The sequence below is a fragment of the Streptomyces sp. NPDC031340 genome (assembly GCF_055569945.1).
The window spans coordinates 32,398-52,402 of the sequence record NZ_JBVIIE010000063.1; the positions used below are offsets into that span (position 1 = coordinate 32,398).

Below are 20,005 nucleotides of genomic sequence, written 5' to 3' on the forward strand. Positions count from 1 at the left end.
GGCGCTGCTCCCGGGACTCCGCCGCTGCCCCGTGCCGAGGTGTGCGAGACCCACACCGCGGTCCTGTTCTTCGTCGGGGACCGCGCCTACAAGGTCAAGAAGCCGGTCGACCTGGAGTTCCTGGACTTCTCCACGGTGGCCGCCCGGCGGGCCGGCTGCGAGCGGGAGGTCGCCCTCAACCGCCGCTTCGCCCCGGACGTCTATCTCGGCGTGGGCGAGTTCCGCGGCCCGGACACGGACGCGCCCGAGCCGGTCGTGGTGATGCGCCGCATGCCCGCACGGCGGCGCCTGTCCCGGCTGGTGCGGGAGGGCGCGCCCGTCGACGACGCGCTGCGGGCCGTCGCCCGGCTGCTCGCCACCCGTCACGCGAACGCGCCCCGCAGGCCCGAGGTGGACCGGCAGGGGACGCGTGACGCCCTGTCGGCGCGCTGGGAGGCGAGCTTCGCGCAGGTACGCGCGCTGTCCGGGGACGGCACCGCGCCCGACGGCGTGGCGGAGACCGAACGGCTGGTGCGCCGCTACCTCGTCGGCCGCGAGCGGCTGTTCGACGCGCGTATCGAGCAGGGCCGGGTCGTCGACGGCCACGGAGACCTGCTGGCGGAGGACGTCTTCTGCCTCGACGACGGCCCCCGCGTCCTCGACTGCCTGGAGTTCGACGACACCCTCCGTTACGTCGACGGCCTCGACGACGCCGCCTTCCTGGCCATGGACCTGGAACAGCTCGGCGCCGCGGACGCCGCCGCGTTCTTCCTCGCCGCGTACGGCGAGTACTCGGGAGACCCGGCGCCGCCGTCGCTGCGGCACCACTACGTCGCCTACCGCGCCTTCGTCCGCGCCAAGGTTTCGCTGATCCAGGCCCGCCAGGGGGCGCCCGGCGCGGAGCCGGCGGCGCACCGGCTGATCGCGGCCACCCTGCGCCATCTGCGCGCCTCCGTCGTCGGCGTGACCCTGGTCGGCGGGCTCCCGGGCAGCGGGAAGTCCACGCTGTCCGGCGCGCTCGCCGACCGGCTCGGCGTCACCCTGCTCAGCAGCGACCGCCTCCGCAAGGAGCTGGCCGGCATCCCGGTGGAACAGTCCGCGGCGGCCGCCTACGGCGAGGGCCTGTACACCCCCGAGTGGACCGCCAGGACGTACGCGGCCCTGCTCGACCGCGCGGCGGCCCTGCTGTCCCGCGGCGAGTCCGTCGTGCTGGACGCCACCTGGCACGACGAGGGACAGCGCGAAGCCGCCCTGCGCATGGCCGAACGCGCCCACGCCGACCTGGTGGCCCTGCACTGCCAGGTGCCGGACGCGACGTCGGCGGCCCGGCTGGCCACCCGCACGTCCGGGGCGTCCGACGCCGACGCCGGCGTGGCCGGCGCGATGGCGGCCGCGGAACAGCCGTGGCCGAAGGCCGTCACGGTCGACACGAGCAGCTCCCTGGAGGCCGCGGTCGCCCAGGCGCTGGCAGCCGTCCGCCCGCACGACGCCGACCGGACCCCGGTCTTCCGCGCCCCCTCCGCTCAGCCCGGCTGAGCCGCCGCCGGGCGGGCGGGCGGTCAGGGGATCGCCGTGCCGCGCCGCGCCCGTCGGGGCGGGAGCCCGGGCAGCGTCGTCTCCGGGGCGGGCGACCGGGTGCCCGAGGGTTCGCCCCGCGCCGGACGGCCGGCGAGGGCCGTGACGATGCCGGCCGCCGTCAGCACCCCGGCCAGCCGTCCGTCCTCCGCCAGCACCGGGAGGGCGTCGGCTTCGGCGCAGCTCATGACGTCGGCCGCGTGGCGCACCGTCTGCCCCGCGTGCACGAGCGCCGGTCTGTGGCGGGGCAGGAGTTCGTCGACGCGCCGGCCGGACAGCGACGCGGCCGGCGCCGCGCAGGCGACCGCCACGTCGGCCCGGTCCAGCAGGCCGGTGCAGCGGCCGTCCGGCCGTACGACCGGGAGGTGACGGGCGCCGGACCGCTCCAGCAACTCCCAGGCGACGAGGACGGTTTCGTCGACGGCGACGGTGACCCCGGCGGGACGCATCACCTCGGCGACCGGCCGGGCCAGGACCTCCCGCTCGTCGGGGGCCTCCCGTGGCTGCTGTTCCATGGTCGCCTCCTTCCCCGGTGTGCGGGTGGCCGAGTACCCGCCGGGCGCGGCACGGACCGCCTGCGGCCGGGGCGGGAACGGTTTCCTTCCCCCGGTGAGTCCGGCCCCGACCGTGGACACGCCGGCCGAAGTTCCAGGTCAGTGGTCCCCTGCCGGATGTTCACCGCGCGCGGAAAAGGCGAGGCTGGAATACGATGATGTTTTAGCGCTGCCTTCTGATGAAGGAGTGCTTCTCGGTGAGGTAGGTGTCCGACGATGGCCCTGATCTCTTCATTCATCGCAGCCACGGACGGCCCGACACGCTCTGTGCGTGCGGCGGCGAGTTACCTTTACGGGCTGCTCACCCCCGGGCACGCGGAACCCGACGGCGGACGTGAGACCGGCGAGGTCGTCGTACCGGTGCGGACGACGTCGTTCGTGCGAGGACGTGCCGCGGGTCTGGGCCCGGTGACGGTGGCGTACGAGCGGCAGGGGACCGGGGAGCCGCTGGTCCTGCTGCACGGCGTCGGTCATCACCGCCGGGCCTGGGACGCCGTCGTGCCGCTGCTGGCCGAGCGGCACGAGACGATCGCCATCGACCTGCCCGGGTTCGGGGAGTCCCCCGACCTGGATCCGGCCGTGCCGCGTGATCTGCGGACCGCGGTGGGGTGGCTGGGCACCGTGCTCGCCGAGCTGGGCGTGGAGCGGCCGCACGTGGTCGGGCACTCGCTGGGCGGGCTGATCGCGCTGCGGCTGGGCCAGGCCGGACTGGCGCGCAGCGTGACGGCCCTGGCGCCGGCCGGGTTCTGGACCGACGCGGAACGGCGGCGGACGTACGCCCTGCTCGCCGCGGCCCGGCACAGCGTGCGGCTGCTGCCGGACATGGCCATGGTCCGCCTGGCGCACACGGCGGCCGCCCGGGCGGCGCTGGCCGGCACGGTCTACGGCCGGCCGGAGAGCTGCCTGCCCGAGACGCTGGTCGCCGATCTGCGGGCGCTGCGGGACGCCACCGCCTTCAACGCGACCCTGCGGGCCGGCCGGGCCCCGGGCCTGTTCACCGGGGACGTCCCCGGCCTGCCGGTCACCGTCGCCTGGGGCGCCTGCGACCGGATCCTGCCGCCGCGGCAGGCCGCCCGCGTGCTGGCCATGATCCCGGAGGCCCGGCTGGTGGCACTGCCCGAGTGCGGCCACATCCCGATGAACGACGCGCCGGACCTGGTCGCCCGCGTGATCCTCGAGGCGACCCTGTCGGCCGCCGCCGGGGAACTGTGACGATCGCCCCGGCGGCCACCCGTTCGGCTCAGCGGAGAGCCCGGCGCGGTGCGCCCGCTTCCCGGCCGAGCAGCCGTTCGAGCACGTCGTCCGCCGGGCAGCGGCCGCGGCGGACGTAACGGTCCGTGTAGGCGGCGACGGCGTCCACGACGTCGCCGCTCGCGCCGAGTCGGGGCAGGGCTTCCAGCGCCGCGGCGAAACAGGTCACGGCGGCGCGCTTCAGCTCCGGGTCGGACAGCCCGCGGCGCGCCGCGTCCGTCCACAGCGGATTGTGCGGGGCGGGGTCCCCGGTGGCCCGCCCGGCCAGCGGTTCCACGGCCCGGTGCGCGACCGCGGCGGCGCGTGGATCGTCGAACAGGGCCGTGGTGACCGCGAGCGGCACGATCCACCCGTCGTCCCCGGGCTGCGCGTCGATCATGCGCAGTTCCAGGTGCCCGCGTGGCCTGACGGGCGGGAACAGCGTGGTGATGTGGTAGTCGAGGTCCGCGCGGGTGGGCGGGCGCATGGTGTCCGAGCGGGTCCAGTCGCGGAAGCTCACCCCGTCCGGCACGTCCCACGGGCCGTCGTCCCGCCGTACGCACATCAGCGGCGCGTCGAGGACCCGGCGGACCCACGCGCGGCGCGGGTCGTGGGACAGGGAGGGCCCGCCGGACCGGCCCGGGTCGAGTTCCGTCCACATCAGCTGCCGGGTCGACAGCCAGCCGGTGGCCCGGCCCTCGGACATGGGCGAGTTCGCGAACGCGGCGACCAGCACCGCGCCCAGCCGATGCGCCAGCCACCAGCGGCGGGTGAGTCCCATGACGCCGGGCCCCTCGACCCCGGCGTCGAGGCACACCTGGACCGAGGCGGACGCGCACATCAGGGTCCGTCCGGCGGGCCCCGTGCGGCCGAGGCTGACCTCCATGGCGTCGTACCGCGGTTCCCGCAGGAACCGGCGGGGCGGGCGCCAGGGGTCGATGCCCATGCCGGTCAGGGTCAGCCCGTGCTCGCGCAGCAGGGCGCGCACGGCCCGCAGATCGGCGGAGACCTCCGAGACGCACCGCGTCAGCGACGGGGCCGGCCGGGAGCTCAGCTCCAGCTGGCCACCCGGTTCGACCGTCAGCGCGGAGGTCAGCGGCAGGGTGCGCAGTACGGCGTAGACCGCTTCCAGCCGCCCGGCGTCGACGCCCCGGTACGGGGCACGCTCGTCGTGGACGAGCCATTCCACCTCCACCCCGACGGTGCGGGGCGGCCCGGTCTTGAAGCAGACCCCGGCGACCAGGGCCTCCGCTTCGTGTTCGGTGACGGCGGGTGAACCGTCAGCGCCGTCCTCCGGTGCGAAAGACATCCGGGAGCCTCCTGGGTCGCCGCGGGCAAGCGGGGGACGAACCGGCATCCGGTTCGCGTACGGATGTGCCTGCCCCAGGGTCCGCCGTCCCGCCCTGTCATGACAAGGGCGCACTTTCCCGGCCGCTCGTACGGCATCAGGCGAGGGCGGCGCGGGACGGCGGCGGCCCGCTCAGGCGGTGACGATGTCCTGCTCCACCGGCGTCAGGGGGGCGGCGATGGTGCCGATCGTGTCCGCGTCCACCCCCGCCTCGGCCGGCGAGTCGCCCGGATGCGTCACGACACGGCCGAAGGCGGCGCGCCGTTCACACCCGGCTTCCCGACGCGGTGTCCGCCGACATGCGCTGGGCCAGGTAGATCGGCACCGCGGACGCCAGCACCAGCACGGCGGCCACCACGTTCACCACCGGCGCCTGCTGCGGCCGGGTCATGTTGTCGAAGATCCAGATCGGCAGGGTCTGGACGCCGGGGCCGGCGGTGAAGGTGGTCACCACGATCTCGTCGAAGGAGAGCGCGAAGGCGAGCAGTCCGCCCGCGAACAGCGCCGAGCGCACCAGCGGGAAGGTGACGTCGGCGAAGGCGCGGAAGGTGTCGGCGCCGAGGTCCATCGCGGCCTCCTCGTAGGAGCCGGCGGTGCGGCGCAGCCGGGCGACGACGTTGTTGAAGACGACGACGATGCAGAAGGTGGCGTGTCCGACCACGACGGTGAACAGACCGAGGCCCACCCCCAGCGGCTCGAGCACCGTGCTGAACGCCGAGTTGAGGGCGATGCCGGTGACGATGCCGGGCAGCGCGATCGGCAGCACGACCACGAACGAGAGAGTGTCCCGGCCGAAGAAGCGGTGCCGGGCGACGGCGAAGGCGATCAGCGTGCCGAGGACCAGGGCGATCACCGTGGCGCCCAGGCCTGCCTTCACCGAGGTCCACAGCGCCTCCCGGGCACCGGAGTTGTCCCAGGCGACCGACCACCAGTGCAGGGTGAGTCCCGGCGGCGGCCAGCTCGCGCTGCGGTCCGGGTTGAGGGAGTTGACGAGGACCAGCAGCAGCGGCACGTAGATCACCGCGAAGCCGAGCCCCGCGGCGACCCGCAGGGCGATCCGCGCGGAGCGGGAGAGTTGCACGGCGGGCTCCTAGAGACTGCTCAGGGCGCCGGTGCGGCGCATCGCCAGCAGGTACAGGACGATGACGACGACGGGGACCGTGCCGAGGGCGGCGGCCATGGGCAGGTTGAGTTCGATGTTGGAGTAGACGAGGTTGCCGATCAGCTGGGTCTTGCCGCCGACGATCTGCACGGTGATGTAGTCGCCGAGGCTGAGCGAGAAGGTGAAGATCGACCCGGCGGCCACCGACGGCAGCACCATCGGCAGCACCACCGACCGGAAGGTCCGCCCGGCCCGCGCGCCCAGGTCGGCGGACGCGTCGAGGAGGTTGGCGGGCAGTTGCTCCAGCGCGGTGTGGATCGGCAGCACCATGTACGGCAGCCACAGGTACGTCAGCGTCATGACCGCCGCCGGCAGCCCGTAACCCGGCCCGCTCAGCCCGAACGGCTTCAGCATCCAGTCGGCCAGCCCGCCCTGGGACAGGATCAGCCGCCAGGCGTACACCTTGACCAGGTAACTCGCCCACAGGGGGGTGAGGATGGCGACCACGAGCAGCGGACGCCACCGGGGGCGGGCGATGCGTGCGGTGTAGAAGGCGAGCGGGAAGGCGATCACCGCGCACAGGGCGGTGACGGCGACGGCGACGCCGACGCTGCGCACCACGACCTGCCGGTAGACGGGGGTGGTGAACAGCGCCCGGAAGTTGTCGGTCGACCAGACCTTCACCACCTCGCTGGTGAAGGAGTCCGTCGTCCAGAAGGCGGACACGAACAGCACGGCCAGCGACCCGAGGTAGAGCACCGCGAGCCACAGCAGCGGAGCGGTCAGCAGCAGGGACAGCCGCAGCCGGGGCCGGCGGTGCAGGGTCCCGGCGAGCCGCCGGACGGTTCCCCGTCCGGCGGCGTGCGCCTCTACGGTCATGACGTCAGCCCTTGATCTCGGTCCAGGCCTGCACCCACTTGGCGTACGGCACGCACTTCACGTCGGTGCGGCCGTCCAGGCACTGCTCGATGGGCGTGTTCCAGAACGCGATCTTCTTCCAGTAGGCCTCGTCGGCGGCGTGGTAGGTGTCGCAGAAGGTCTTGTCGCTGGTCTGCTCGCACGCCTTGGCGTTGGCGGGCGCCTCGCCGAAGTACTCGGCGACCTGGGCGTTGACCTTGGGCGAGATGATCCAGTCCAGCCACTTGTAGGCGCAGTTGGGGTGCTTGGCCTTGGCGGCGACCATCCAGGTGTCGGACCAGCCGGTCGAACCCTCCTGCGGCACCAGGGCCTTGACCTTGGCGCCCTCGTCGGCGGCGAGGCTGGCGATGACCTGCCAGGTGGTGCCGACCACGGAGTCACCGCTCTTGAAGGCGGAGACCTCCTTGAGGTAGTCGCTCCAGTACTCGCCGATGTTCGCGTTCTGCTTCTTCAGCAGGCTCACCGCGGCGTCGAACTGCTTCTGGTCCAGCGCGTACGGGTCCTTGATCTTCAACTCGGGCTTGGTGGCCTTGAGGTACAGCGCCGCGTCGGCGATGTAGATCGGCGAGTCGTAGGCGGTGACGTGGCCCTTGTACTTCGCCGCGTCGTCGAACACCGCGGACCAGGAGGTCGGCGCGGGGCTGACCTTCTGCGTGTTGTACATCAGCAGGTTGGCGCCGCGGCCGTGCGGGATGCCGTACATCCGGCCCTTGACCGAGTTCCAGTTGCCGTTCTTCAGGCCGCTGAAGACGTCCTTGTAGTTCGGTACGAGCTCGGTGTTGACGGGGGCCGCGTCCCCGGAGGCGATCAGGCGCAGGGAGGCGTCGCCGGAGGCGGAGACGGCGTCGTACTCGCCGGTCTTCATCAGCTTGACCATCTCGTCGGAGCTGGCCGCGACCTTGGACTGGACCTGGCAGCCGGTCTGCTTCTCGAAGTCGCTGACCCAGTCGACCTTCGGGTCGTTGGATCCGTCCTCGACGTAGCCGGCCCAGGCGATCAGGTTGACCTGGCCCTCGGTCTTGCCGAGCTTCGACGGTGCCTTCAGGTCGGGCGGGTTGAGCCCGCCGGCCGAGGAACCGCCGGAGCCGGAGGAGCCGCAGGCGGTGACGGCGAGCAGCAGCGCGGCGGCGCCCGCTGCTCGGAGGGTTGGGGTGAGGCGCACGACGTACTCCATGGGGTGAGGGTTCAGTCGGGGACGTGGACGGTGTGGCGGCGGTGCCACTGGAGGCGGACCCGGGTGCCGCGGTAGGCGGCGACGTCCTCGGCGGAGGTCTCGAGGTTCTGCTGGAGCGCGGTGAGGCGTCCGCCGCCGTCCAGGTCGACGAGGAAGCGGGTGGCGTCCCCGAGGTAGACGACCTCGGCGACGGTGCCGGTGGCGCCGGCCGTCTCCGGCTCGTCGGCCTCGGCGGACTCCTTCAGCACGCGGATCTTCTCCGGGCGGATGATGTAGGTGCCGGGGGCGCCGACGACGCGCTGGGCGGACTCGCCCGCCAGGAGGTTGGAGGTGCCGACGAAGGAGGCGACGAAGGCCGTCGCGGGGCGTTCGTATATCTCGGCGGGGGCGCCGACCTGTTCGATGCGGCCCTGGTGGAAGACGGCGATGCGGTCGCTCATCGTCAGCGCCTCCTCCTGGTCGTGGGTGACGAAGACGAAGGTGATGCCGACCTCGCGCTGCAGCGCCTTGAGCTCCACCTGCATCTGCTCGCGCAGCTTGAGGTCGAGGGCGCCGAGGGGTTCGTCGAGCAGCAGGACGCTGGGGCGGCCGACGAGGGCGCGGGCGAGGGCGACGCGCTGGCGCTGGCCGCCGGAGAGCTGGGCGGGCCGGCGCCGGCCGAAGCCGTCCAGCCGTACCTCGGCGAGGGCCTTGCGGGCGCGCACCAGCCGTTCCGCCTTGGGCACCTTGCGGATCTTCAGGCCGTAGGCGACGTTCTGCTCCACGGTCATGTGCGGGAACAGGGCGTAGTCCTGGAAGACGGTGTGCACGTCCCGCTCGAAGGGCGCGAGTCGGGTGACGTCCTTGCCCGCGAGCTCGATCCGGCCTCCGGTGGGCGTCTCGAATCCGGCGATCATGCGCAGCACCGTGGTCTTGCCGGAGCCGGAGGGTCCGAGCATCGAGAAGAACTCCCCGTCCCGGATCTCCAGGTCGACCCCGGCCACGGCGGTCGTCTCCCCGAACGACTTCCGCAGATCCTGTAGCCGGATCGCACGTCCCTCCATGAGCGGGAACCTTTCTGGCGTTCTGGTGCGTTGACCTATTGACGTGAAACATATGAAGTCATAGTTCAAACCTCAAGGCCCCCTTAGGGTAAAGCTTGAGTCAACGCACAAGGTGGTGGCCGTGAAGCAATCGATCGACGGCGGCGCCCGCAGAGCCGTCTTCGCGCCGGTCGAGGGCCGGGCGCGCGTCGAGGCCGTGGTCCAGCGCCTCGGCGACGCCATAGAACTCGGCCTGCTCGCCGACGGTGAGCAGCTGCCCGGCGAGAGCGAGCTGGCCGGGCAGCTCGGCGTGTCCACGGTGACGCTGCGCGAGGCGTTGATGGCGCTGCGCCAGCAGGGTCTGGTCACCACCCGCCGCGGTCGCGGCGGCGGCAGTTTCGTCTCCCTGCCCGAACTCCCCGGCGAGGAGCGCCTCAAGGTCCGGCTGCGCGGCTGGAGCACCGAGGAGCTGCGCGACCTGGGCGACCACTGGGCGGCCCTGTCGGGCGCCGCGGCCCGCCTCGCCGCGCAGCGCACGGACGCCGACGACCTGGCCCAACTCCGCCGCAGCGTCGACGAGCTGGCTCGGGCCGGGGACGCGGCGGCACGCAGCCGGCTGTACGGCCGTTTCCACGTGGAACTGGCGGCGGCCGCGCAGTCGGCCCGGCTCACCCGGGAGCAGGTGGCCCTCCAGACCGACGTCGGGGCGCTGCTGTGCCTTGTGCTCGGGGACGACGAATATGGTGAAGAAGTCGCAGACCGTCACCGGTCCGTAATCTCGGCCGTGCAAGATGGGGCGCACGAATCGGCCAGGGAGCTGGCCGAGCGGTGCGTCCAGGAGTCGACGGCGAGACTCATCGCCCTGCGCCTGTCCCTCTAGCCGCGCACCGCGCCCGGTCCCCGTCCGCTGGAGGGCGCCATGATCACCAGCCCTGGCCTCGTGGGAGCGCCGGCCGCGACGCTCGACGCGTCCACCGCGACAGAGGTGGCGGCGCGGGTCGGCGGCGCGCTGGAGGCGGTCTTCGACGCGGTCGCCGAGACCCGCGCCGACGCGACGGCACTGCTGGCCCGGGTGGCCGCCGGGCGCCGCCGTCCCGCGACCGCCGACCTCGCCGCGCTCCGCCCCGGCCTGCACCTGCGGCTGACCCGGCAGGAACTGGTCTCCGGCGCGGGCTTCGTGGCCGCGCCCGGTCTGCTCGGCGACGTGCCGGCCTGGCTGGAGTGGTGGCAGACCACCGCCGACGGCCAGGTACGTCCCCTGCTGCTCGACCTGGACCCCGACCGGTCGGCGTACTCGGACTACACGCACTGGGACTGGTTCGCCCTGCCCCGCGACACCGGCCGCCGCGCGGTGGCGGGCCCCTACGTCGACTACCTCTGCTCCGACGAGTACAGCCTCACGCTGTCCGCGCCGGTCGAGGTGGACGGCCGGTTCGTGGGCGTGGCCGCGGCCGACGTGTACCTGCGCCACTTCGAGGCGGCCGTGCTGCCCCTGCTGCGCCGGCTGCCCGGACCCGCGTACCTGGTGAACGCCCGCGGCCGGGTCGCCGCGTCCGCGGACCCGGCGCACCTGGCCGGCTCCCTCGTCAAGGGACCGGACTTCGCCGCCGTCCTGGAGCACCCGCGCCCCGCGCGCTTCGCCGGGCTGCGGCTCGTCCCGTGCCGGGGCGTCCCACTCGTCCTGGTGACCGCGGCACACCGGCCGTCGTGACGGCGGCCGGTACGCCATGGCCGGACACGACGGTGGCCGGAGCGCCGCAGTCGGGGACGACGGTGGCCGGAGCGCCACGGCCGGACACGATGGCGCCCGGTGACGCGGCGGGCATGGCCGTGGCCGGTGATACGGCCGGCCATCGCGGTGTGCGGCGACGCGGGCGGCGTGACGGTGGGCGAAGCGCCACCGCCGGACACGACGGGGCCCGGTGAGGCGGCCGCGTACAACGGCGCTCGGTCGACGCGGCCGGGCATGGCGGTGCCCGGCGTCGGGGCCGCCGCGCCGACAAGGCGCCGTCGGCGACCTGAACGCCGACGGTGCCCCGTCAGACCTCGGGGGCCGGCACCACCCTCAGGTGGGCGGCCGTGGGGCGCGCCGAGCGGCCCCGGGACCGGTCGCGCCGCGCCTCCCGCAGCACCAGCGTCAGCCGGGTGTACCCCATCTCTTCCAGCGTCCGCGTCGTCTCATCCATTACTCGGCAGTCCGTGGCGCCCCAGCGCGGATCGGGGTGCGTCACGGGCCGTACGGCGCCGTCGTGCCGGACGGCCCGCTCGCCGACCGCGCGGATCCAGTGCGGCAGCCCTTGCCGGTAGGCGGCCTCCATGAGGGGGTCCTGCGCGATCTCCCGCCGGATGGCCTGCAGCCCGTGGTCATGGCCGTGGCGCTCCACGGCGTCCGCGAAGTGCGCCAGCATGGGCAGGCACCAGCTCGACTCGTGCTCACCGAGGACGGTGCCCGCGTCCGGGTGGAACAGCACGAAGCGGAGGAAGTTGTCACCGGGCATGGCCGTCGGGTGCGGGGACACCTCACGGAAAAGTGACGCGAAAGCACTGTTGGACAGAACGACGTCCCAGCGGTGGTCGAGCACGACGGACGGGTGGGGGACGGCCTCCAGGAGGACGGCGCAGTCCTGCAGATAGGCCTGGGCCTCGAGACTCACGGGGACGGGCCGCGGTGCCGACCGCTGCCCTCCTGCCTGAAATGCCATCGGGAGGTCACCCCTCTTGCCTATGCGGCCTTCACGCGGCGCCTTGATCCTGGGGCCACGACCGGAGCCGTGTCAACTATCGTGGCATTCCACGCCCGTTGACCGCTCGTTGACGGCTGAAATTGGCCACAGTTGTGGCGAGACCTGGATGCGGGTTCGAACGACCGGTAATCTCCCTCGGGTTCACGGCAACCGTTTGTGAGAAGCCTGTGAGAAACGTAGGAGATCGGTCGGTGACGGATGGCTTCGAAAGTCCGGGCACCGCGGCGACCGCTGCGCTGCCGGCCGTCGTCGCTCGCGTCACCGCGCTCGCCGACCGGCTCGGTGTGCCCCACGCGCAGGTCTTCGACACCGCCCGCCTGTCCGCCGCCTCCGGCGTGCCCGAGCCGGTCGTCAAGGCCCTGCTCGGCGGCCGCCCCGCGGGCGAACCGGACGTGCAGGCCCGCTTCCTGCAGCGCCTGGACCTGCTGCGCCGCACCCGCCTGAAGCCCAACGGCCGCAAGTACACGCAGCAGGAGATCGCCGACGGCGCCGGCATGTCCCGCCAGCAGGCGGGCGCCCTCATCAATGGCGACCGGCGTCCCACCATGGAGCACTGCGACGCCATCCAGCGCTTCTTCCGCGTGCACGCCGGCTTCCTGACCGCCGAGGACCCCGAGGCCCTCTCGGGCGCCCTGCAACACACCGAGCAGGAACTGCTGCAGAAGCTCGCCGAACGGGAGGCGGCCGCGGCCGCCGAGGACCCCTTGGAGCGCCTGCTGCAGGACCACGGCGTCCGCGGGATCGCCTGGCGGGCCGCGCAGCTGCCCACCGACCAGCACCGGGACAAGGTCGCGGAGTGGCTGGACATGCTCCTGGAGAGCGTCAAACGGCCCGAGTCGTGAGCCGGGGGATAACTGTGGGCATCGGCAAGGAAATGCGCCGCCTGTGCGGCGAACTGGTCGCGGAGCTCAACATCCCCGCGCCGGCGCACCCCGCGGACCTGTACGGCGCCCTCTGTCACGCCATGAGCCGGCGCCGCGGCCGCCCCGTCCACTTCCGCACGGCCGCCTTTCCCACCGGCACCGCCAGCGGCCTGTGGCTGGACATGGCCGACCAGGACCTCGTGGTCATCGAGGAACGCACCGCCCCCGACCACCAGTTGGTCATCCTCGGCCACGAACTGTGGCACATGAAGGCCGGTCACTGCGGCCACCACGTCGAAGGCGCCAAGGTCGCCGCCCGCCTCCTCGACGACGAAGCCGACCTCCAGGCCACGGTCCGCAAGGTGGCCGCCCGCAGCCGCTTCGACCTGGCCGACGAGAAGGAGGCCGAAGCCTTCGGCCTGCTCCTGGCCAGCAGATGCCGTACCTGGCTCGCCGGTTCGTCGCTGCGGGCGCCGGTGCAGCGCGACCACCTCGCGGGCCGGATCGAGGCGTCCCTGGGCTACCTCGGCCCCCAGTCCTGATCCGCGCCGAGCGGGCGGGCCGCGCCGGTGGCCCGGGCCGATTGTCAGTGGTGGGCGGCAAGCTGGAGTCGCACGCCCCTTGTCGCGGGGCGTGCACGACCGACGACGCCGACAGGAAGAGCCGACCGATGCCCACAGCCCTTCTGACCGACCGCGAACGCACCGCCGTCCAGGCCTATCTCCGGCTGCTGCACACGGTACGGGCCTCCTTCGACGGCCCACCCGGTTCCCACCGGCCACCCCTCGTCCCGCCGTCGGTGCTCGCCGAGGCCGAACAGGCGCTCGCGCGGGCGGGCCTGACGGGCAACGAGGAGGCGTTCTTCCGCCTGCTGCGCGGCTGGTGCCCGGAGCCGTGAGCGCGGACGCCGACGGTGGCCCTGGCTGTGGCGGAGGCGGTGGCGATGGCGGTCAGACCGGGTGCGGAACCGTCACCGATGTCGCCACCAGTCCGTCCCGGACGGTCCAGCGGCCCTCGAAGTGGCCGACCCGCCCGCCGCCGACCAGTGGGCCGGGGACGAGGAGCGCGGCACGGAATCCGCCGCTGAACCGGTCGCCGGGGTCGGTGCGCACCTCGATGTCGGCCCCGGAGAAGTCCAGCCACTGCCCGGTGAGCGGGAACCACGCCTTGTAGACGGACTCCTTGGCGCTGAACAGGAGCCGGTCCCAGTGCACGTCGGGGCGTTCGGCGGTCAGGCGGCGCAGCCGGGCCGCCTCGGCGGGCAGGGCCACGGCGTCCAGGACGCCCTCCGGGAGCGGGCCGTGCGGTTCGGCGTCGATGCCGAGGGAGGCCAGGTCGCCCGCGCGGACCAGGGCGGCGGCGCAGTAGCCGGCGCAGTGGGTCATGCTGCCGGCCACGCCGGAGGGCCAGACCGGGGCGCCGCGTTCGCCGGGCAGCAGGGGCTGCGGCGGCACGCCGAGCTTCTCCATGGCCCGGCGGGCGCAGGAGCGCACCAGGGCGAACTCGCGGCGGCGCTTGTCGACGGCCTTCGCCACCACCGCCGCCTCCTCCGGGTACAGCGGCGCGGGCTCGCTCCCGTCGTCGCCGTGCGCCTCCACGACGACCACCGTGTCCGGCAGCAGTTCCTCGATCACCCGGCTTCGACCTCCTTCGGCAGGATGCGGCGCAGCCGCCCCGGCGGCTGCTGCCGCTTGCGCCACTCACGCGGGTAGCCGACGGACACCTCCTCGAAGCGGACGTCTTCGTGCCAGGTGGTCCGCGGGATGTGGAGGTGGCCGTAGACCATGGTCTCGACGCGGAACCGGCGGTGCCAGTCCGCGGTCGCCGCGGTGCCGCACCACATGGCGAATTCGGGGTGCCACAGGATCTCGGTGGGGTGCCGGTGCAGCGGATAGTGGTTGACGAGGACGGTGGGCAGGTCCTCGGGCAGCGCGGCGAGCCGGCGTTCGGTCTCGGCGACCCGGGCCCGGCACCAGGCCTCACGGCTCGGGTAGGGGTCGGGGTGCAGCAGGTACTCGTCGTTGCACACGATGCCGGTGCCGTGCGCGTACTCCAGCCCCTGCGCCTTGGTGACGCACCCGGCGGGCAGCCACGAGTAGTCGTACAGCAGGAACAGCGGTGCGACGGCCACCGGGCCGCCGGGACCCTCCCAGACGGGGTAGGGGTCCTCGGGGGTGACGACCCCGAGTTCGCGGCACAGGGTGACCAGGTGCTCGTAGCGGGCGACTCCGCGCGCGGTGACGGGGTCCTTCGGGTGGGTCCACAGCTCGTGGTTGCCGGGCACCCAGAGGACCTTGGCGAAGCGGCTCGCGAGCGTCTTCAGGGCCCAGCGGATGTCGGAGACGATCTCGGAGACGTCGCCGGCGACGAGCAGCCAGTCCTCGTCCGACCCGGGGCGCATCTGCTCGACCAGGGCACGGTTCTCGGCGTAGCCGATGTGCAGGTCGCTGATGGCCAGCAGTTGTCCGGCACCACCGGCCGTCGACGTCACCTGTCGCCCCCTCCGCTCTCGCCCGGGCGCCCACGAACGGATCTGCCCGAGGGCCGCACGCCTCGGCGCGGGCGGCCGCCACCACGACAACACATTCGCGGCTGCCGGACAAGGTGCCTCGACAGGTCACGGGGGCGTGTCCCGCAGCGCCCGGACCTGCCCGGGACCCGGCCCGGGAATCCGTAACACGCGCGTTGCACGCGGGAGCCCCGCGAAGCCGTATGATCGCCCCAACACCACCGCCCTTCCCCTTCTTTCAAGGGCGGTTCGGTGACCCTCCAACCACCCTGCCCGGGCACGGGCCCGCTTCGCCCTGCCCGTTTACCGTGAAAGGCGGCCTGCATGGTCTCTCGCGTACGCGTCTGGCTCAACCGCACGTACGCGGAGAACGTGTTCTTCATGGATCAGCTGCGGAGAAATCCCAGCGACCGCGCGGTCGAGATCCATGCGACGCACGGGGACGCGGACTCCCCCGTGCTGGCCGCCGCCGACACCGCCGAGCTGGAGCCGGAGGGCCTGTCCCCGGCCGCCTACGTCGAGTACGCACTCGCCCAGTGCCGGCGTCGCGGCATCGACGTGTTCGTGCCCCGGCTGAACCAGGCGGCGATCGTCGCGCACCGCGCCGAGTTCGAGGCCGTCGGCACGGCGCTGCTGGCGCCGCCGCCCCAGGCGGTGGCCGTCTTCGAGGACAAGGTGATCGCCTACGAGGCGGTCCAGGCGATCGGCGTGCCCGTGCCGCAGTGGTGGCGGGTGCGCACGGCGGACGAACTCGTCGCGGCGGTCGACGAGTTGGAGGCGGGCGGCCACAAGGCTTGCTTCAAGCCGGCGTCCGGCGCGGGCGGGGTCGGCTTCCGCGTCGTCACCCGCTCCCCCTTCGCACTGTCGCAGCTGAACGGCTTCCCGAGCCCCTACGTGCCGCTCGACCTGGTCGTCGGTGCGCTGGAGCGGGCCGAGGAGCCGGTGGACTGGCTGGTGATGCCGCGCCTGGAGCAGCCGGAGGTGTCGGTGGACTGCCTCACCGGCCCCGACAACCGGGTCCGGCTGGCGGTGGGCCGCACGAAGAACGGCCGGCGGCGCGGGTTCACGCTGCACGAGCAGTGGCTGGAGCCGGCGCGACGCATCGCCGAGGGCTTCGGGCTGCACTACCTGTCGAACATCCAGTTCCGGATGTACGGCGACCGGCCGGTGCTGATGGACGTCAACACCCGCCCGGCCGGCGGCCTGCACCAGCTGTCGCTGTGCGGCGTCAACGCCCCCTGGGCGGCTGTGCAGTTGGCGCTCGGCGAGGACCCGGGCGAGATGGCGCCGCCGTTCCTGGGCCAGGACTACACGGTGGTGTCGGCGCCGCGCCCGCTGCGCGCGGTGTCGCTCCCGCAGCAGCGCACGGAGGACACGGAGCCGCTGCTGCCCGCCGCCCCGGTCGCGGCGGTGGACACGGCGGCCGCCCCGGGCCCCGCGGCCACGGCGGAAGCGGTCGTGACGGAGACCGGCAGCCGGGCCACCGCGCCGGCCTAGCCCGTCGTCCGGATCAGGTCGGCTGTGAGGCAGAGCGCCTCGTGGCCGACCCGCGGACGCGTCGACAGGCACGGAGGTCTCCGGGCGACGGTCGACGGTAATTGGGATGCCCCGGAACCGAGGCCGGGCTAGGGTCTCGGGCATGTTCTTCCTCCTTCAGATGTACGGCTGACACGGTCGGGCAGCGCCCCTCCGCTCCCCCGCAGGCCCCTGTGCGCGCCCCTGTCCGAGGCTCTCGGAGAGCCCGGCGCGCGGGCTTGCCGTGTCCCTTTCGCCGTAGACCCGAAGTGAGTGATGATCCATGTCCCGTCGCCGTGCCCACATCGCGATGGTCGGCATTCCCGCCGTCAGCCACGTCCTGCCCAGCCTCGACATCATCCGCGAGCTGGTCGCCCGCGGCCACCGTGTGACCTACGCCAATGACCCGGCGGTGGCCGACCTGATCACGGCCACCGGTGCCGAACTTGTCAGTTGCGCCTCCATGTTGCCGGTCGCCGAGCACAACTGGCCCGAGGACCCCGTCGCCGCGATGGACCTCTTCCTCGACAACGCCGTCCGAGCACTGCCCCAGTTGCGCGCCGCCTACGACCAGGACCCGGCGGACCTGTACCTGTACGACATCGGCGCCTACGCCGCGCGCGCCCTCGCCGAATCGCAGGGCCGGCCGCTCATGCAGCTGTCGCCGACGTTCGTGGCCTGGGACGGCTACGAGCAGGACGTCGCGGTCCACCTGCGGCAACTGCCGGGCGCCGACGCCTACCGGGCGAAGTTCGCACGGTGGCTCACCGGCTGCGGGGCGTCCACCACCGACGTGGACGCCTTCTCCGGCCGGCCGGCGCGGGCCCTCGCCCTGATCACCCGGGCGATGCAGCCGCACGCCGAGCGGGTCGACACCGACACGGTGACCTTCGTCGGCCCCTGCTTCGACCCGGGCGCGGACGCGGACGGCTGGACCCGTCCGGCGTACACCGAGAACGTGCTGCTGATCTCCCTCGGCTCGGCGTACACCCGCCGACCGCAGTTCTACCGCCAGTGCCTGGCGGCCTACGGCGGGCTGCCCGGCTGGCACGTCGTGCTGCAGATCGGCAAGTACACCGACCCGCGGGATCTCGGCGACATCCCGCCCAACGTCGAGGTGCACTCCTGGGTCCCGCAGCGGGCGATCCTGGAGCACGCGGACGCCTTCGTCACCCACGCCGGTATGGGCGGCTGCGGCGAAGGAGTGCTCGCCGGCGTGCCGATGATCGCAGTGCCGCAGGCCGTCGACCAGTTCATGAACGCCGACCGGCTCGTGGAGCTGGGCGTGGCCCGCCGGGTCGACACCGCGGACGCCACCGCCGAGACCCTGCGGGCGGCCCTGCACGAACTGGTCACCGACCCGGAGGTCGCCCGCCGCTCGGCGTCGCTGAGCGCCGGCGCCCGCGCCGAGGGCGGCACCGCACGCGCCGCCGACCTCATCGAGGACATGCTGGCAGGACGTCGTCCGGGCAATTGAGCGTACCGGTCTGGACCAATCATGGCGCAGCATCTTGACACCGTGATTGGTCCATACCAACTTTGGTTGCGCAGCTTCGCACTTCCGTGCACCCCAGCACTTCCGTGCATCCCAGCACCTCCGTGCACTCCCGCACACCCGTGCACTCCCGAACAACCCCCACTCCTCAGGGAGATCGCGTGCGCAACACACTCGGACGTCACAGACGTCGGCTTCTCGCCCTGCTCGGCTCCGCGGCGCTGGCGCTCGCCGGCGCCATCGCGCTGCCCGGCACGGCCCAAGCGGCCAACATCCTCACCAACCCCGGCTTCGAGTCGGGCGGACTCTCCCCCTGGACCTGCACCGGCAACCTCGGTTCGGTCGTCTCCTCCCCCGTGCACAGCGGCTCCAAAGCCCTTCAGGGCGCGGTGAGTTCGAGCGACAACGCGCAGTGCAGCCAGACCGTCGCGGTCCAGCCGAACACGACGTACAGCCTCAGCGGCTGGGTGCGCGGCTCCTACGTCTACCTCGGCGTGAACGGCGGCGCCTCCACCTGGACGACCTCGCCTTCGACGTACAGCCAGCTGTCGGTGTCCTTCACCACCGGCGCCTCGCAGACGAGCGCCACCATCTACGTCCACGGCTGGTACGCCCAGGGCACTTACTACGCCGACGACATCAGCCTCGACGGCCCCGGCGGCGGCAGTTCCGACACCCAGGCGCCGACCGCGCCCACGGGGCTGACCTCCACGGGCAAGACGTCGTCCAGCGTGTCGCTGTCGTGGAACGCCTCGACGGACAACGTCGGCGTCACGGCGTACGACGTCTACAGCGGCTCCAACAACGTGCTCAGCGTCTCCGGCACCAGTGCCACCGTCAGCGGGCTGTCGCCGAGCACCGCCTACACCTTCACGGTGAAGGCCCGGGACGCGGCCGGGAACACCTCCGGGGCGTCCGACTCCGTGTCCGTGACGACCGACGCGGGCACCGGCACCGGCACCGCCTTCAAGCAGGCCGCGCCCTACCTCTACGAGGGCTGGGGCGATCCGCCGAGCCCGAGCACGGTGATGAGCGCGACCGGCGTGAAGTGGTTCACGATGGCGTTCGTGCTGGACTCCGGCGGCTGCACCCCCTCCTGGGACGGCAGCCGGCCGCTGGCCGGAGGCGTCGACCAGAGCGCCGTCAACGCCATCCGCTCCGCGGGCGGCGACATCGTCCCGTCGTTCGGCGGCTGGCAGGGCAGCAAGCTCGGCGCCAACTGCTCCTCCGCGAGCGCGCTCGCCGGGGCCCTGCAGAAGGTGATCGACGCCTACTCGCTGAAGGCGATCGACATGGACATCGAGAACACGGACGAGTTCGAGAACGAGGCCGTCCAGGCGAAGATCCTGACCGCGCTGAAGACCGTCAAGGCCAACAACCCCGGTCTGAAGACGATCGTCACGTTCGGCACGTCGACCACCGGCCCGACGTACTACGGCAACCGGCTCATCGAGCAGGCGCAGTCGCTCGGCGCGAACATCGACGTCTTCACCATCATGCCGTTCGACTTCGGCGGCGGCTCCGACATGTACGGCAACACGGTCGGCGCGGCCGAGGGCCTGAAGGCGAAGCTGAAGTCGACCTTCGGCTGGGACGACGCCACCGCCTACTCGCACATCGGCATCTCCGGCATGAACGGCCTGTCCGACCAGCAGGAGAACACCACTCCGGCGATCTGGACGCAAGTACGGGACTGGGCCAACAGCCACCACATCGCGCGGCTCGCGTTCTGGTCGGTCAACCGTGACCGGCCGTGCCCGGGCGGCGGCGTGGTGAGCAACTGCTCCGGCATCAGCCAGGGCACCTGGCAGTTCACCTCGATCACGGCCGGCTTCACCGGCTGAGCACCGCCGGCCCGTGGAAGCGCCGGCGCCGGGGGGGGGGGCGGGGGGGGGGGGGGGGGGAGGGAGGGGGGGGGGATCTCTGGGGGCTCGTGAGGAGGGGGGGGGGGGAGGCGGGGGAGGGGGGGGGAGAGGG

Annotated in this window: 19 protein-coding genes; 10 read left to right on the top strand and 9 right to left on the bottom strand. The window is 72.9% G+C overall.

Going from position 1 to position 20,005, the window contains the following annotated elements; all coding sequences use genetic code 11:
* Positions 1 to 39 precede the first annotated feature (39 nt).
* Entirely contained in the window at positions 40 to 1,515 is a 1,476-nt protein-coding gene (locus ACZ5GT_RS34325; protein WP_469034293.1) for a bifunctional aminoglycoside phosphotransferase/ATP-binding protein, read from the top strand.
* A 23-nt stretch (positions 1,516 to 1,538) separates the two neighbouring features.
* Here ACZ5GT_RS34325 and ACZ5GT_RS34330 read toward each other — a convergent pair whose 3' ends face one another.
* On the bottom strand, positions 1,539 to 2,069 hold the full coding sequence (locus ACZ5GT_RS34330; protein WP_469034245.1) for a CBS domain-containing protein: 531 nt from the start codon (positions 2,067 to 2,069) through the stop codon (positions 1,539 to 1,541).
* Between the two features lie 417 nt (positions 2,070 to 2,486).
* On the opposite strand from ACZ5GT_RS34330, the gene ACZ5GT_RS34335 reads away from it, so the two are divergent.
* Positions 2,487 to 3,320: an alpha/beta fold hydrolase gene (locus ACZ5GT_RS34335; RefSeq protein ID WP_469034248.1), complete on the top strand. Its 834-nt coding sequence runs from the start codon at positions 2,487 to 2,489 to the stop codon at positions 3,318 to 3,320.
* A gap of 28 nt (positions 3,321 to 3,348) precedes the next feature.
* On the opposite strand, the gene egtA is transcribed toward ACZ5GT_RS34335, so the two are convergent.
* The 5 genes from egtA to ACZ5GT_RS34360 all read right to left on the bottom strand — a co-directional run bounded on the left by egtA (position 3,349) and on the right by ACZ5GT_RS34360 (position 8,923).
* Positions 3,349 to 4,647 carry an ergothioneine biosynthesis glutamate--cysteine ligase EgtA gene (gene egtA, locus ACZ5GT_RS34340; protein WP_469034250.1) on the bottom strand — a complete coding sequence of 433 codons (1,299 nt, stop codon included), beginning with the start codon at positions 4,645 to 4,647 and terminating at the stop codon, positions 3,349 to 3,351.
* Positions 4,648 to 4,951: 304 nt separating this feature from the next.
* Complete coding sequence (locus tag ACZ5GT_RS34345) at positions 4,952 to 5,767, bottom strand: ABC transporter permease (protein WP_469034252.1); 816 nt, start codon at positions 5,765 to 5,767, stop codon at positions 4,952 to 4,954.
* 9 nt (positions 5,768 to 5,776) lie between these two features.
* Complete coding sequence (locus ACZ5GT_RS34350) at positions 5,777 to 6,667, bottom strand: ABC transporter permease (RefSeq protein ID WP_469034255.1); 891 nt, start codon at positions 6,665 to 6,667, stop codon at positions 5,777 to 5,779.
* A 4-nt stretch (positions 6,668 to 6,671) separates the two neighbouring features.
* A complete protein-coding gene (locus ACZ5GT_RS34355) occupies positions 6,672 to 7,880 on the bottom strand; it encodes an ABC transporter substrate-binding protein (protein WP_469034258.1) in 1,209 nt (402 codons plus the stop codon).
* Positions 7,881 to 7,891: 11 nt separating this feature from the next.
* Positions 7,892 to 8,923, bottom strand: a complete 1,032-nt coding sequence (locus ACZ5GT_RS34360) for an ABC transporter ATP-binding protein (RefSeq protein ID WP_469034261.1) — start codon at positions 8,921 to 8,923, stop codon at positions 7,892 to 7,894.
* Positions 8,924 to 9,035: 112 nt separating this feature from the next.
* On the opposite strand from ACZ5GT_RS34360, the gene ACZ5GT_RS34365 reads away from it, so the two are divergent.
* Together ACZ5GT_RS34365 and ACZ5GT_RS34370 are read left to right on the top strand one after the other, a co-directional pair.
* On the top strand, positions 9,036 to 9,782 hold the full coding sequence (locus ACZ5GT_RS34365) for a FadR/GntR family transcriptional regulator (RefSeq protein ID WP_469034263.1): 747 nt from the start codon (positions 9,036 to 9,038) through the stop codon (positions 9,780 to 9,782).
* 39 nt (positions 9,783 to 9,821) lie between these two features.
* Positions 9,822 to 10,613, top strand: coding sequence for a cache domain-containing protein (locus tag ACZ5GT_RS34370; RefSeq protein ID WP_469034266.1), 792 nt, complete (start codon positions 9,822 to 9,824; stop codon positions 10,611 to 10,613).
* A 328-nt stretch (positions 10,614 to 10,941) separates the two neighbouring features.
* On the opposite strand, the gene ACZ5GT_RS34375 is transcribed toward ACZ5GT_RS34370, so the two are convergent.
* Positions 10,942 to 11,604, bottom strand: a complete 663-nt coding sequence (locus tag ACZ5GT_RS34375) for an MmyB family transcriptional regulator (RefSeq protein WP_469034270.1) — start codon at positions 11,602 to 11,604, stop codon at positions 10,942 to 10,944.
* A 233-nt stretch (positions 11,605 to 11,837) separates the two neighbouring features.
* Between ACZ5GT_RS34375 and ACZ5GT_RS34380 the strand changes: the two genes are divergently transcribed.
* The 3 genes from ACZ5GT_RS34380 (at position 11,838) to ACZ5GT_RS34390 (ending at position 13,407) form a co-directional block, all read left to right on the top strand.
* Positions 11,838 to 12,488, top strand: coding sequence for a helix-turn-helix domain-containing protein (locus ACZ5GT_RS34380; protein WP_469034273.1), 651 nt, complete (start codon positions 11,838 to 11,840; stop codon positions 12,486 to 12,488).
* Positions 12,489 to 12,520: 32 nt separating this feature from the next.
* Positions 12,521 to 13,051 (top strand): toxin-antitoxin system, toxin component, encoded by a 531-nt coding sequence (locus ACZ5GT_RS34385; protein ID WP_469034296.1) that lies wholly within the window; start codon positions 12,521 to 12,523, stop codon positions 13,049 to 13,051.
* A gap of 128 nt (positions 13,052 to 13,179) precedes the next feature.
* The gene (locus ACZ5GT_RS34390; protein WP_469034275.1) at positions 13,180 to 13,407 is read left to right on the top strand and encodes a hypothetical protein; all 228 of its coding nucleotides are present in this window, start codon (positions 13,180 to 13,182) and stop codon (positions 13,405 to 13,407) included.
* 52 nt (positions 13,408 to 13,459) lie between these two features.
* Here the strand turns inward: ACZ5GT_RS34390 and ACZ5GT_RS34395 are convergent, their stop codons facing one another.
* Both ACZ5GT_RS34395 and ACZ5GT_RS34400 read right to left on the bottom strand, forming a co-directional pair.
* Entirely contained in the window at positions 13,460 to 14,143 is a 684-nt protein-coding gene (locus ACZ5GT_RS34395) for a 4'-phosphopantetheinyl transferase family protein (RefSeq protein WP_469034278.1), read from the bottom strand.
* The gene (locus ACZ5GT_RS34400) at positions 14,140 to 15,000 is read right to left on the bottom strand and encodes a metallophosphoesterase family protein (protein WP_469034280.1); all 861 of its coding nucleotides are present in this window, start codon (positions 14,998 to 15,000) and stop codon (positions 14,140 to 14,142) included. The genes ACZ5GT_RS34395 and ACZ5GT_RS34400 overlap by 4 nt, the downstream gene beginning before the upstream one ends.
* Positions 15,001 to 15,342: 342 nt before the next feature.
* Here ACZ5GT_RS34400 and ACZ5GT_RS34405 point away from each other — a divergent pair, with 342 nt between their 5' ends.
* The 3 genes from ACZ5GT_RS34405 to ACZ5GT_RS34415 all read left to right on the top strand — a co-directional run bounded on the left by ACZ5GT_RS34405 (position 15,343) and on the right by ACZ5GT_RS34415 (position 19,872).
* Positions 15,343 to 16,515: an ATP-grasp domain-containing protein gene (locus ACZ5GT_RS34405; RefSeq protein ID WP_469034282.1), complete on the top strand. Its 1,173-nt coding sequence runs from the start codon at positions 15,343 to 15,345 to the stop codon at positions 16,513 to 16,515.
* Between the two features lie 301 nt (positions 16,516 to 16,816).
* Positions 16,817 to 18,010, top strand: a complete 1,194-nt coding sequence (locus tag ACZ5GT_RS34410; protein WP_469034284.1) for a macrolide family glycosyltransferase — start codon at positions 16,817 to 16,819, stop codon at positions 18,008 to 18,010.
* 179 nt (positions 18,011 to 18,189) lie between these two features.
* On the top strand, positions 18,190 to 19,872 hold the full coding sequence (locus tag ACZ5GT_RS34415; protein WP_469034286.1) for a carbohydrate binding domain-containing protein: 1,683 nt from the start codon (positions 18,190 to 18,192) through the stop codon (positions 19,870 to 19,872).
* Positions 19,873 to 20,005: the final 133 nt, after the last annotated feature.

Excerpts from the sequence above, each read along its gene's own strand:
- ACZ5GT_RS34330 (WP_469034245.1), bottom strand. The coding sequence starts at position 2,069 with ATGGAACAGCAGCCACGGGAGGCCCCCGACGAGCGGGAGGTCCTGGCC.
- ACZ5GT_RS34405 (WP_469034282.1), top strand. The coding sequence starts at position 15,343 with ATGGTCTCTCGCGTACGCGTCTGGCTCAACCGCACGTACGCGGAGAAC.
- ACZ5GT_RS34350 (WP_469034255.1), bottom strand. The coding sequence starts at position 6,667 with ATGACCGTAGAGGCGCACGCCGCCGGACGGGGAACCGTCCGGCGGCTC.
- ACZ5GT_RS34390 (WP_469034275.1), top strand. The coding sequence starts at position 13,180 with ATGCCCACAGCCCTTCTGACCGACCGCGAACGCACCGCCGTCCAGGCC.
- ACZ5GT_RS34410 (WP_469034284.1), top strand. The coding sequence starts at position 16,817 with ATGTCCCGTCGCCGTGCCCACATCGCGATGGTCGGCATTCCCGCCGTC.
- ACZ5GT_RS34375 (WP_469034270.1), bottom strand. The coding sequence starts at position 11,604 with ATGGCATTTCAGGCAGGAGGGCAGCGGTCGGCACCGCGGCCCGTCCCC.
- ACZ5GT_RS34370 (WP_469034266.1), top strand. The coding sequence starts at position 9,822 with ATGATCACCAGCCCTGGCCTCGTGGGAGCGCCGGCCGCGACGCTCGAC.
- egtA (WP_469034250.1), bottom strand. The coding sequence starts at position 4,647 with ATGTCTTTCGCACCGGAGGACGGCGCTGACGGTTCACCCGCCGTCACC.
- ACZ5GT_RS34360 (WP_469034261.1), bottom strand. The coding sequence starts at position 8,923 with ATGGAGGGACGTGCGATCCGGCTACAGGATCTGCGGAAGTCGTTCGGG.
- ACZ5GT_RS34385 (WP_469034296.1), top strand. The coding sequence starts at position 12,521 with ATGCGCCGCCTGTGCGGCGAACTGGTCGCGGAGCTCAACATCCCCGCG.
- ACZ5GT_RS34355 (WP_469034258.1), bottom strand. The coding sequence starts at position 7,880 with ATGGAGTACGTCGTGCGCCTCACCCCAACCCTCCGAGCAGCGGGCGCC.